We start from the raw sequence: 12,285 nt of genomic DNA on the forward strand, positions 1-12,285 counted from the left end.
CACATATTTTATGAATAACACAAAAAAAGTTTTAAAACTTCTGTCAGATTCATCTGATTACCTTTCCGGTGAAAAAATCGCAAGTGCAGTTGGTATCTCACGGACAGCAGTCTGGAAAATTGTTAAAAATCTGCAAGACCTGGGTTATCCAATCAAAAGCAAGATGCATTCTGGTTATTACTATGAAGACAATAATCAACTTAATGAATTTATTATCAAGAAAAGCTTACCCGCTTATCTTAAAACGGTGACTTTTGAACTTCACGATTCTCTTAATTCAACTAATAGCAGAGCAAAGGAAATCAGTGTAAATCAAACTACTGAACAACCTTTGGTAATCATCAGTGATCAGCAGACTAGTGGTTATGGTCGCTATGGCCGCTCCTTTACCTCGCCTAGTAAAACTGGAATTTATATGAGTATTTTGCTAAAGACCCAATCAGAAAAACTAAACCCCGGATTATTGACAACAGCCACTGCACTAGCCGTAGCACGCACAATTGAAAAAAAACTGGGAGTTAATACTCAAATAAAATGGGTAAACGATGTATTAGTTAAGCAAAAGAAAGTTGTCGGAATACTGACCGAAGCAGTTAGTGATATTGAAAGTGGATCTATCAACCAAGTAATTATTGGTATTGGAATCAACTACCTCTCTGATATTTCTATTTTCCCCGCTGAGATTCAAAAACGCGTCGGTACTTTGCAAGAATACGCTGAACGTAATCACGTATCTCGTAACTATTTCATTGCACAGCTATTATCCGAATTTTTCTCATTATATTCAGATTATCAAACAGGTGACTTTATAGAGGAGTATAAAGAAAAATCATATCTCATTGGAAAAAAAGTCACCATTACTCAGGGACAAGAAAAAATTAATGGGATTGCTGCCGATATTGATAAAGCAGGGCGGCTTATTTTACAAGATGGAACCACCCTTTACTCTGGTGAGGTTACAAAAGTACGATTAGCTTAAAAAAGTATCTCAAAAATTGAAAATCGTCATCCACCAATTTATAGTGAATGACGACGGCCAATCTTGGGATACTTTTTTATTATCAAACTATTCATGTTGCTCTCTTAACATCTTTGCCTTGTGTAAATATGGGCCATAAGGCAGTATACTTATGCTCTTTGACTTTAGGGGCGGAGAATGTGTTGCCCTTTAGTATTTGAACACAAGCTACTGGCTTATAGCCCATATCGTTAATTAACTATTTTTTTAACTTTGCTGCAGCTGCTTCATCAACAATCACAGTCACATTTGCATGCCTCTGCAAGACACTTGCAGGACATTCTTCAGTCACAGGTCCTTCAATCATTTTGGCGACTGCCACAGCTTTATTTTCTCCAAAAGCCTCTAATATTATGCTCTTGGATTTCATTATTGACCCAATTCCCATCGAATATGCGTACTTAGGTACATCTTTTTCATTCTCAAAGAAACGCGCGTTTGCCTCAATTGTCGAAGGAGTTAAAGCAACTTTATGGGTTGTCAAATCAAAACTTGAACCTGGTTCATTGAATCCAATATGACCATTGCGTCCAATTCCCAACAACTGCAAATCAATCGGATTAGCAGCAATCACTTGATCATATCGCTTAACTTCTTCCTCAGGATCTACCGCACTGCCTTCTGGTAAATAGGACTTTTTGAATGGCTTAAACTCAAATAAGTTTTTTTCCATATAATAACGGTAACTTTGCTCATCTGTTGGTTTCAAACCGACATACTCATCAAGATTAACGGAAATACAATTCGAAAAATCAATCTTGCTTTTTACGAGATACTGATAGGTCGTCACAGGTGTGCTTCCAGTTGCTAATCCAAATACTTTTGCACCACTTGCACATGCATCACAAAAGAGTTCGCTTGCTTTCTTCCCGCCTGCTATACTATCTTTAACAACAATAATATTCATTTAACTTACCTCCATTTAATGGTATAGCCCCATTATAATTGGGCTATACCAAAAAAGCAAGCAACTAAAAAAAGTAAGTTAACCTTATTTACTTTGTAATCTTAACATATCTGTAAGCGCTTGTAAATGTTTATAAGTCATTTTAAGCATTTGACTGTAAAAAAGATATTTTTTTTCTTTTATTAAGCGCAAAACCTCTAATTGAGAGGCTGGTTCAAAAGTCTCCCTCTAGCTTCAAATTACTCATAACAAAGTACTCATTACATTCATAGTTTCAAGTTAGTGCTCAAATTTTCCCGACTTTGTTCTGCCTTAAATCAGAACTACTTCACTAATCAAATATCCAATTTGCGATGTTTCAACGATGGCAGTACCTTTCGATCAGCCAATCCAATAAAATATCCTTGAAACAAAAGTGAAAATATCGTACCAACATTAACGGCAAAAAGCTCCTTATCATTAATTGCCGTGATAATAATGGCAAAAATCGGGATAAAAAAAGATACCAACTGTGCGATAACTGAATTCCCTTTGAAAAATTTAAAACGAATAATCTGCATCATATCATCACAGGGATGCAATATTAAATTCACTCTCTGATAAATTGAAATTGCAGTAGCAACACAGACTATACCTGCACAATCTAGCACAACTCTAATTGTTAATGGTAAATTCCCAATTCCTAGTAAGATAAGCCCTTGTGATAACAGTCCCACAAGATATGCAAAAGAAAACATAAAGATCAGATATCCTGTAATCCGACTGAATGAAATTTTCCCAACTAGAATCAAATTTACAATAACGGCAAAAAAGCCTTCCAATACAAGAACAATACTTAATGGAATTAAAGTCGCGTGTGCAATATTAACTGCTGCTGCAGTCCATAATGCACTCCCTAGATTTAATGAAACTGTTAATGCATTCCCAAAACTATTTAAGACAATTGAAAAAATAAAATATCCAATCATCAAAGGAGTGTCCCGATGATAAGCATGTATAATTGATTGTTTTTCCATGATTACTGTGTAATTACCTCACTAATATTATGTTTGTATCCACAAAGTATCTTACTTTATCCTCTCCCATACTTCAATCCCTTCTAGCAAGAAGTAAATATCTATTCTTGTTTATTATTAATAACGCGTTTAAAATGATTGAAAAAAGAAAGATTGTGACAAGATGAATACTCCTGATATAAAGATTAGATTAGTAACGTTGGCAGATGCACCTGCACTTTTACATATTTATCAGTACTATGTTCAGCAAACTGCAATTACATTCGAATATGATACTCCTACTATCGAAGAATTTGAAAAGCGAATACGTAATATCTCTCTTGGATATCCTTATCTAGTAGCCTATGCAGATAATAAAATACTAGGTTTTGCATATCTAAGCTCATTCCATCCGCGTGCTGCATATATTTGGTCCGCTGAAATCTCAATTTATCTGTCTCATGATGTACAACATCATGGAATTGGCACCCTACTATACAATGAACTTGAAAAAATAGCCGCTGCACAAAATATTTTAAATATTAATGCCTGCATAAGTTTACCCAAAACTACCGATACACATCTCCCCATGTCAAGTATTTATTTCCATAAAAAAAATGGTTTTAAGAAAGTTGCTCACTTCCACGATGTCGGATACAAATTCAATACTTGGTTTGATATGATCTGGATGGAAAAAAGCAACAATATTCATCCATCACCCATGACCCCCTTTATTCCCTATCCCCAAATTAAGAAAGACTTCTTCGCTTAATACTTAATTATTACAAATTACCTTGCAAGTGCTACAATAAAAATATAATAAAGCAGGGAGGTTATCTAATGAGTGAAAACGTTTTATTTAATCAGGGACAAATAATTTCAAGTAAATATGATTTTAGCAAAGCATATCTTTCAGCAGAGCTTTTTAAGAAAAAGGACAGTAACGGACCTGCACCATCCGCTAATCAACCAGAAATAATTACATTAAGTGATGGAAATGAAATTCCATTGATTGGTTTTGGAACATATACATTGACTGGTGGAGCTGGTGTCAATATAATGATGCAGGCCTTATCAACTGGCTATCGTGCACTTGACTCGGCTGTTAATTATGAAAATGAAGGCGCTGTTGGAGAAGTTATTCGTAGAACTAGTTTAAATCGTGAAGATTTATTCATAACTTCCAAGTTACCAGGGCGTCATCAAAAATTTGATGAGGCAATCACAACTATTCAGGAATCTTTATTTAGAATGCATCTCGATTATTTCGATCTCTACCTAATTCATTGGCCAAATCCACTTGAAGACCATTACGTGGAAGCATGGCAAGCTTTAATTAAGGCACAAAAGATGGGGCTCATTCGTTCAATTGGTGTTTCCAACTTTCTTCCAGAACATTTAGAAAAGCTTGAAAAAGAGACTGGTGTATTACCAGTGGTAAATCAAATTGAACTCCATCCTTATTGGTCTCAACCTGAACAGCGCAAATTCGATAAAGATCATGGTATCTTCACTCAAGCCTGGAGCCCACTCGGACGGGCAAATACTGTTTTACAGGATGGAACTATTCAAAAAATTGCTCAGATTCATAATAAATCAATCGCACAAATTATTCTGCGTTGGGAACTTCAACTTGGTGTAGGTATCATTCCAAAATCAAGTTCGTCAAAGCGGCAATTTGAGAATCTGGATCTCTTTAATTTTGAATTATCTACTGAAGAAGTTTCTTCAATATCGGCACTTGATAAACCTAATGGACGGACAAACAACCAAGATCCTGCTGTATATCAGGAGTTTTAAGATTAAAATATCAATGTTTATGCAATTGATATTTTCTTGTCACCTTGGAACTGGGACTGGGTCAAAAGTTAAATTTTGATCTAGTCTCTCGACATTATTACGAGTAAACGGGTTTCATAAGTCAAAATTCTCCGTCTAACTTCGAATCACTCATAGCAACTATATTCGTAATTTCTAGTTGGGCTTCAAATTTTCCGACTTTGTACTGCCTATAAAACTGTACTGAACCATACACAAAAAGTGTCTCACAATCATTAGATTCTTTGTCTAATAATTATGAGGCACTTCTTTTAATTTGGCTCTTTTCTCGATTACGTATGAAATTATTATAATAATTCTAAATATTATGGTACCGATTTTTGAATAGTGGGCTTACCGATCTATTCTCATGGATTCGTGTAATCGCATCCCCAATCAAGGCTCCAACAGAAACCTGAATCAACTTATCAATATGTTTTTCTTCAGGCAACTTAATTGAATCAGTAACTACCAACTTCTTAATAGGTGAGTTCTCAATTCGTTCGATAGCTGGGCCTGAAAGCACTGGGTGTGTGGCACATGCGTACACCTCAGTTGCTCCAGCGTCCTTCAGAGCTTGGGCGGCTAAAGTAATTGTTCCAGCGGTATCAATCATATCATCAATCAAAATACATTTCTTACCATCAACTGATCCAATAATGTTCATAATCTCAGCCACATTAGCTCTAGGCCGACGCTTATCAATGATGGCAATTGGTGCTTTTAGGAATTCGGCTAGCTTACGTGCCCTTGAAACACCACCATGATCAGGCGAAACGACGACGGCATCTTTTTCAAGACCATTCGTCAAAAAATAATCTGCTAATAATGGAGCTCCCATTAGATGGTCCACAGGAATATCAAAGAATCCCTGAATTTGAGCTGCATGTAAGTCTAGTGCAACAACACGCGTAGCACCTGCCTTAACTAACATATCAGCAACTAACTTGGCAGTAATTGGTTCGCGCGGCCTTGCCTTACGATCTTGTCTTGCGTAACCATAATAAGGGATTACAACATTAATCACAGACGCACTAGCACGTTTAAGTGCATCAATCATGATTAACAATTCCATCAAGTTATCGTTGACTGGGGCTGAAGTCGATTGAATTATAAAGACCTCATCACCGCGAATACTTTCTTCAATATTAATGCGAATCTCACCGTCACTAAAACGGTCAACAGATGTTTTACCTAAAGTTACACCAACAGCAGCAGCAATTTTTTCTGCTAAGGGCTTGTTAGAATTCAAAGCAAATATTTTAAGCTTCGGATCAGCATATTGTTCAGACATGATAGCCTCCATTTTTCTATTTCTCTATAACAATACTATTCATTTCTTGCAATAAAATCAAGATTAATTAATGGATTTATCATCAATTATTTTTATGCATCCTCACTTTCAGCCTTTTCAGCGGCATTCGCAACTGGATAACGATCAAAATAACCCTTTTTGTTCACTTGTCTTCCACGAGCAATTGCCATATCGTGTGAGGAAACGTCATTTGTAATTGTCGAACCAGCAGCAACATACGCATGATCAGCGATTTCAAGTGGTGCAATCAGATTAGAACCACTTCCGATGAAAGAATAATCTCCCACATTAGTATGGTGCTTATTGATTCCATCATAATTTACAAAAACCGTCTCGCAGCCAACATTTATATTTTTTCCTAAAGTAGCATCCCCCACATAGGTCAAATGTCCAACCTTTGTGTTCTCACCGATCTGTGCCTTCTTAACTTCAACAAAGTTGCCAATGTGAACATTCTTGCCGATCTCAGCAGCGGGCCTGAGATGACTATATGGTCCAATGTTGCTACCCTCCGACATTGATGCTTCTTCTAACAATGAAGCAGTCACGGTTACATTATTGCTAATCACTGTATCCCGAATTTCGGAATGTGCTCCAATAAAACAATCTTCTCCAATAACTGTTTTTCCCTTCAAAATAACCCCTGGTTCGATTACTGTATCTCTACCAATTTTTACATCAACATCAATATATGTTGTTTGTGGATCAACTAGTGTCACTCCATTTTTCATATGTGTTTCATTAATACGCTGTCTCAACAACTTATTTGCCTGGGCAAGAGCAACTCGATCATTAACACCCATCGATTCATCAAAGTTTTTCATCTTATAAGCAGCTACTACTTTACCAGCATTCTTGAAGATTTCCATAACATCTGTCAAGTAATACTCTCCCTGAACATTATCATTTTTTATCTTGTGCAAGGCTGCAAATAATTGCCTATTGTCAAAGCAGTACACTCCAGTATTGATCTCTGTAATTGCAGTTTCTTTTTCGTTTGCATCCTTTTGTTCAACGATCTTCTCTACAATTCCCAGCTCATTGCGTACAATTCTCCCATAGCCAAATGGATTTGGTGCTTCAGCTGTCAAAACAGTTGCGACAGCACCTTTTTGTTCATGGTATTCAAATAACTCAGAAAATGTTTGTGCTGTAAACAATGGCGTATCACCACATACAATTAATGTAACTCCATCTTTATCCTTTAATAATTCCTCGGCTTGCAATACTGCATGTCCTGTTCCCAATTGATCGGCCTGAAGCGCATATTCAGTCCGTTTCCCCAATTTTTTCTTTACATCCTTTGCTCCATGCCCAATAATTGTAACAATTTCATCCATCTTATTTTCTTCAACCTGCGTCAACACATGCTCAACCATTGCTTTACCGCAAACTGGATGTAACACCTTGTACAACTTAGATTTCATTCTTGTTCCTTGCCCCGCAGCAAGAATCACTGCAAACTTTGAAGTCATCTTAAAATCTCCTCTAAATTAAACCAAATTTTCTCTATAATCATAACCTAAGTGACATAAAGCGTGCAACTACTCTTACCCATTAAATCATTAATGCTTGCATCTTGTGCGTTCTTTTATAATAAAAAAGTTCTGGAAGAATCAGCTTTCACTAATTTCTACCAAAACTAAGCTTTGAATTATTAAGCACTAATCAATTTATTTTGCTGCGTTATCAAAAACTTTTTCAAGATAGTTACCTGCACTAACATGAATCGTCTTGTCCAGTGTATTCACTTTATCGACTTTCAGTAATGATGTATATTCATCAATCATTCTGTGTCCTTCGAAGGTGGCTTCAGCAAATACTGTAATCCCTACTAATTCAGATTCGAACTCTTCAATCATGCTCTTCATTCCATTAACGGTCCCGCCGCCCTTCATGAAGTCGTCAACAACTAAGACATGAGAACCTCTCTTCAAACTTCGCTTGGATAATTCCATCTTTTCAATGCGTTCACTTGACCCCGACACATAATTAACAGAAACGGTTGAACCCTCTGTAATTTTCGAATCGCGCCGTAAGATTACAAATGGAACATTCAAGTAACTCGAAACACTTTGCGCAATTGGAACACCCTTAGTTGCAACCGTCATAACAGCGTCAATCTGCTTGTCAAGATACTGACGAGCAATTACACGCCCAACTTGACGTAAAACATCCGGCCTGCCTAGCAAGTCAGAAAGATATACATATCCTCCAGGCAAAAGACGATCTTGCTCTGACATTTCGGTTGTCATAGATCCAATAAACTCGCGGCATTCTTCTTCACTGATAGATGGAATAAATCTCGCACCCCCTGCGGCTCCAGGAATTGTTTCCAGAATACCAATTCCGCGACTCTTAAATGTTCGTTTCACAATTGCCAAATCTTCACTGATTGATGATTTGGCAGATTCATAGCGTTCAGCAAAATATGTTAAAGAAATTAGTGTATGCGGTCGTTCAAGCAAAAAACGAGTCATATCGATTAAGCGATCGCTTCTTCTTGTCTTCACTCTTTTTTCCCCCTATTTATGCTCTTCCTTAAGAGCTGTGTCCTAAAAAATAATCTATTCAACATTATAAATCATTTTACGTGATTTGAATAGTTTTTTTGTTATTTTTATCAAAATTGTTCGCATTTAATGTCAAATTTTAATTATTATGCCAACTATAATTAGTTACTATTCATTATTTTCTAACATTCGGCTTTAGTGTTCCTTATCTTTTGACACATCAAGTATCTGCTTCAAAAGAATAAAGAGATATTATGCTAGATAGAAAATCTTACACCCTGGAATGCGCATTGATGTATAAATAAAAAAGCTAAGTCAAAATTTTGACCCAACTTTTTTTAATTTCATACATATACGTTTCTGATATGCAGTTTTCTAATTTTCTTTCCAACTATTTAATATCCAACAACACATCTTCTGGTCTAATCCACCTCAATTTTTCAACGAAAATATGACGTGAAATATAAGCCAATAGTACAGGTAAGATTACAAAAATCAGCACTAAGATAATAATACTCATTATGTTTTTATTCATTCCCGCATATGCTGCCATTGGTCCAATTAATCCACTGAAGCCAAAGCCTGCACTCATCGAATTACCACCAATGTGTAAAATTGCTCCAATAAAGCCCATAATACCTGCATTGATGCAGACTGGCAAAAATAACAATGGTTTCTTTAACATATTGCCCATCTGAATCTTGGGTGATCCAATAAAGTGTGCAAAACTTGTTCCAATCGGATTCACAGAACTTCCATAAACAGCCAACATAAAGCTCCCAGCTGTAATTCCCAAGTTGGCCGATCCTGAACCAATCCCAGCTAGTCCAATTGCAGTTGCAATTCCAACAGAACTAATTGGCGATACAATTAAGACTGCAAAACAAATTCCCATTAATGTTCCCATTAGTAACGGTTGTAGACTGGTTATATGGCTAATCATTAACCCGATTGTCGTTGCAATCATTTTAACATACGGTAAAATGGCCATTCCAATTCCTCCAGCGATTACAATCACCAGTAAAGGCAGTAATAGCATGGTAAAGTCCTTTAAACGATCACCAATCAATAATGCAATCCAAACAGCAAGTGCAATTGTTAATCCAGTGTTGATAATATCCCCCGTCCCCTTTAAGATGAAAGTTCCATTACCTGCCTGCATTACCCCTGAACCGACCATTGCTGCAATTGCGACCGCAGAAATCTGAATAGGATTGAGTTTAAAGTATAAGGACACACAGACACCTGTAATGATAGGAAGCAGACTCATTGCAAAGCTTGTCATCATAATAATTGTGGTTGCGTAGGGGAAAAAGCCCTTGATAGCCGTCATTAACTGTCCTACTAATGCCGATGGAATCAGGGCAACTACGACCCCTAGACTAATCCCATTTAAAATATTCATTGTGTACTCTTTACCAGAAATTCTTGCTTCCATTTCTATCCACTCACCCTCTGTTTTTAAGATACTAGGTGTTCACTTCTCTCACCTTTAAGAATTGCTACTACATCATCTAAACTAATATCTACCATATTTTTGACTGCAATATTTGTAAAGAAACCGACATGCGGAGTCAAAATTACATTTTTCATCTCGCGTAATTTAATAAGTTGCTGACTTGGCAGCTCTTTATCTTGCAGATTGAAATTAAAGAAGTTCTCTTCACCTGTCAGTGTGTCGAGTGCAGCTCCCGCTATTTCTTTTTGCTCAAGTGCCTCTATTAGCGCATCTGTGTCCACAACAGGCCCACGACATTCGTTTACTAAATATGCTGTTTGCTTCATCAATGCTAACTCATCTTTACCTATTAGTTTTACTGTTGAAGTATTTAAGTCGACATGTAAGCAAATTACATCAGCATTTTGCAAAACTTCTTCTTTACTCGTATAAGTGACAAAGGGTTTCAGTTCTTCTCGTTCAACTAAGTCATGTGCAATCACTTTGGCTCCCAAGGCAGCAAATATCTTGGCCGTTGTTCCGCCAATTCGCCCAGCACCGATAATTCCTACTGTAAGTGAATGAATTTCAGTTGCCTGCAATCCTGCCCATCTAAAATCTTGTCTCGCCGCCCTTTCATCAAAGAACTCCAATTTACGAATTAATCTCATCGTATGTGCTAGTGCTAATTCTGCTACTGATCGTGGGGAATAGGCTGGCACATTGGTAATCGTAAGACCATTTTTCTTAGCTGCTGCAAGATCAATTACATCAAAGCCGGCTGTTCTTGTCGTAATTTGTTTTATTCCAGCTGCTTTTAGTGCTGGATAAACTTCGTCCTCGACTTTGCTTCGTTGCTGAATAACAATTCCGTCATAACCATCTAATTCAGAGACACGGTCTGGATGAAGTTCCCAATCAACGGTATCAACTTTAATGTTGTTTCTTTCCGACCAACTTTTAATAGCGGCTTCTTCATCATCTCTAACGCTCATCATCAAAATTTTCAAACTTAGTCCTCCTTATTTTCCTTGACATATACTGCCAAGCGTTCCATTGCTTCTATAATGTCTTCCATGCTTGCTGCATAACTGATTCTAATATAACCCTCACCGCCAGGTCCGAAGCTGCTGCCACTAATAACAGCTACCTTTCCTTTTTCAGCTAGGTCATAAATAAACTTCTTATCATCTTGAATCAAACCTTCTGGAATCTTAGCGAATAGATAAAATGCTCCATCCGGCTGTGCACATTCAAATCCAAGTTCCGTTAATTTGTCAAAGAGGTAATCTCTGCGTTTTTGATATTTCTTTTTCATTATCGGGCCATCATCGAAACCATTTGCAAATGCTTCGGCTGCCGCCTTTTGTGTCATCGTTGCCGTCGTAGTAATCGTAAATTGATGTACTTTACCCAATTCTGCTGTAATCTCTTTTGGGGCACACATTACACCAATTCTCCAACCTGTCATCGCATGGGACTTAGAGACTCCATTGAGGAGAATTGTTTGTTCGCGCAAGCTGTGAACTAGCGATGCATGTTTGCCTTTGTAGTTAATCTCACTGTAAATCTCATCACAAATTGCAAAAATCGGTTTATTTCTCAAGACCTCAGCCAATCCATCAAGTTCTTCTTGTGTATATGTAACCCCGGTTGGATTAGAGGGATAATTCAATACAACTGCCTTAACGGCAGTTCCGTTTTTCTTGAGTGCTGCCTCTAAATCTGCTGGTGTTAATTTGAAACCAGTCTTAGATGTATTTACAAAAATTGGTGTTGCTTGATTCAAGATTGTAATTGCAATATATAATGGAAAAATTGGTGTTGGAATAATTACTTTGTCGCCTGGATTAAGAATTGATGTGAGAGCAGTATAAATTGCTTCTGTTGCTCCATTTGTCACAATAATTTCACTTGCAGGATCGTAGTGCTGATCATACTTTGCAGAAAGAAAATGCGCTGTTGCCTCCAACAGCTCTGGTATTCCGTTAGAGGGTGCATAATGGCTTTGATTAGCTTCAATACTCTTGATTGCAGCTTGCTTAATATGTTCTGGTGTAGCAAAATCCGGTTCCCCCATTGTGAATTTGATTATTCCTGGAATTTTTGAAGCAAACTCATCAAATGAACGTATATCTGATGGCTGTAACAATGCAAGTTCCTTCTTCATGCTTTTTACAAGTGGTTCCATATTAAAAACATCCTTTCTATGTGACTGGTCTTCTAAAATATTTGTAAACAACGTTAAAAGCCTGCAGACTCAATTCATAAGTCTGCAGGC

11 protein-coding genes are annotated in these 12,285 nt (G+C 37.1%); 3 read left to right on the top strand and 8 right to left on the bottom strand.

Going from position 1 to position 12,285, the window contains the following annotated elements:
- Positions 1-10 precede the first annotated feature (10 nt).
- Positions 11-979 carry a biotin--[acetyl-CoA-carboxylase] ligase gene (locus FFX44_RS09470; protein ID WP_289980358.1) on the top strand — a complete coding sequence of 323 codons (969 nt, stop codon included), beginning with the start codon at positions 11-13 and terminating at the stop codon, positions 977-979.
- 238 nt (positions 980-1,217) lie between these two features.
- Here FFX44_RS09470 and FFX44_RS09475 read toward each other — a convergent pair whose 3' ends face one another.
- Together FFX44_RS09475 and FFX44_RS09480 are read right to left on the bottom strand one after the other, a co-directional pair.
- Positions 1,218-1,925 (bottom strand): glucosamine-6-phosphate deaminase, encoded by a 708-nt coding sequence (locus FFX44_RS09475; RefSeq protein ID WP_289980361.1) that lies wholly within the window; start codon positions 1,923-1,925, stop codon positions 1,218-1,220.
- Between the two features lie 335 nt (positions 1,926-2,260).
- A complete protein-coding gene (locus FFX44_RS09480; RefSeq protein ID WP_289980363.1) occupies positions 2,261-2,941 on the bottom strand; it encodes a hypothetical protein in 681 nt (226 codons plus the stop codon).
- A gap of 163 nt (positions 2,942-3,104) precedes the next feature.
- Here FFX44_RS09480 and FFX44_RS09485 point away from each other — a divergent pair, with 163 nt between their 5' ends.
- Together FFX44_RS09485 and FFX44_RS09490 are read left to right on the top strand one after the other, a co-directional pair.
- Entirely contained in the window at positions 3,105-3,692 is a 588-nt protein-coding gene (locus tag FFX44_RS09485; protein WP_289980366.1) for a GNAT family N-acetyltransferase, read from the top strand.
- 68 nt (positions 3,693-3,760) lie between these two features.
- On the top strand, positions 3,761-4,720 hold the full coding sequence (locus tag FFX44_RS09490; protein ID WP_289980368.1) for an aldo/keto reductase: 960 nt from the start codon (positions 3,761-3,763) through the stop codon (positions 4,718-4,720).
- A gap of 337 nt (positions 4,721-5,057) precedes the next feature.
- Here FFX44_RS09490 and FFX44_RS09495 read toward each other — a convergent pair whose 3' ends face one another.
- The 6 genes from FFX44_RS09495 to FFX44_RS09520 form a co-directional block, all read right to left on the bottom strand.
- Positions 5,058-6,032, bottom strand: coding sequence for a ribose-phosphate diphosphokinase (locus FFX44_RS09495; protein ID WP_289980371.1), 975 nt, complete (start codon positions 6,030-6,032; stop codon positions 5,058-5,060).
- A 92-nt stretch (positions 6,033-6,124) separates the two neighbouring features.
- On the bottom strand, positions 6,125-7,528 hold the full coding sequence (glmU, locus tag FFX44_RS09500) for a bifunctional UDP-N-acetylglucosamine diphosphorylase/glucosamine-1-phosphate N-acetyltransferase GlmU (RefSeq protein ID WP_289980372.1): 1,404 nt from the start codon (positions 7,526-7,528) through the stop codon (positions 6,125-6,127).
- Positions 7,529-7,726: 198 nt separating this feature from the next.
- Positions 7,727-8,566: a pur operon repressor gene (gene purR / locus FFX44_RS09505; protein ID WP_289980375.1), complete on the bottom strand. Its 840-nt coding sequence runs from the start codon at positions 8,564-8,566 to the stop codon at positions 7,727-7,729.
- 391 nt (positions 8,567-8,957) lie between these two features.
- Positions 8,958-10,004 carry a PTS sugar transporter subunit IIC gene (locus FFX44_RS09510; RefSeq protein ID WP_289980377.1) on the bottom strand — a complete coding sequence of 349 codons (1,047 nt, stop codon included), beginning with the start codon at positions 10,002-10,004 and terminating at the stop codon, positions 8,958-8,960.
- A 23-nt stretch (positions 10,005-10,027) separates the two neighbouring features.
- Positions 10,028-11,014: a D-2-hydroxyacid dehydrogenase gene (locus FFX44_RS09515; protein WP_289980378.1), complete on the bottom strand. Its 987-nt coding sequence runs from the start codon at positions 11,012-11,014 to the stop codon at positions 10,028-10,030.
- A gap of 2 nt (positions 11,015-11,016) precedes the next feature.
- Positions 11,017-12,195: an aminotransferase class I/II-fold pyridoxal phosphate-dependent enzyme gene (locus tag FFX44_RS09520; RefSeq protein WP_289980379.1), complete on the bottom strand. Its 1,179-nt coding sequence runs from the start codon at positions 12,193-12,195 to the stop codon at positions 11,017-11,019.
- Between the last annotated feature and the right edge of the window lie 90 nt (positions 12,196-12,285).

The sequence above is a fragment of the Lactobacillus sp. UCMA15818 genome (assembly GCF_030400225.1).
Lineage (GTDB): Bacteria > Bacillota > Bacilli > Lactobacillales > Lactobacillaceae > Liquorilactobacillus.

Coding starts and splice junctions, on each gene's coding strand:
- FFX44_RS09475 (WP_289980361.1), bottom strand. CDS start 1,925: ATGAATATTATTGTTGTTAAAGATAGTATAGCAGGCGGGAAGAAAGCA.
- FFX44_RS09480 (WP_289980363.1), bottom strand. CDS start 2,941: ATGGAAAAACAATCAATTATACATGCTTATCATCGGGACACTCCTTTG.
- FFX44_RS09485 (WP_289980366.1), top strand. CDS start 3,105: ATGAATACTCCTGATATAAAGATTAGATTAGTAACGTTGGCAGATGCA.
- FFX44_RS09510 (WP_289980377.1), bottom strand. CDS start 10,004: ATGGAAGCAAGAATTTCTGGTAAAGAGTACACAATGAATATTTTAAAT.
- FFX44_RS09470 (WP_289980358.1), top strand. CDS start 11: ATGAATAACACAAAAAAAGTTTTAAAACTTCTGTCAGATTCATCTGAT.
- FFX44_RS09520 (WP_289980379.1), bottom strand. CDS start 12,195: ATGGAACCACTTGTAAAAAGCATGAAGAAGGAACTTGCATTGTTACAG.
- FFX44_RS09495 (WP_289980371.1), bottom strand. CDS start 6,032: ATGTCTGAACAATATGCTGATCCGAAGCTTAAAATATTTGCTTTGAAT.
- glmU (WP_289980372.1), bottom strand. CDS start 7,528: ATGACTTCAAAGTTTGCAGTGATTCTTGCTGCGGGGCAAGGAACAAGA.
- FFX44_RS09490 (WP_289980368.1), top strand. CDS start 3,761: ATGAGTGAAAACGTTTTATTTAATCAGGGACAAATAATTTCAAGTAAA.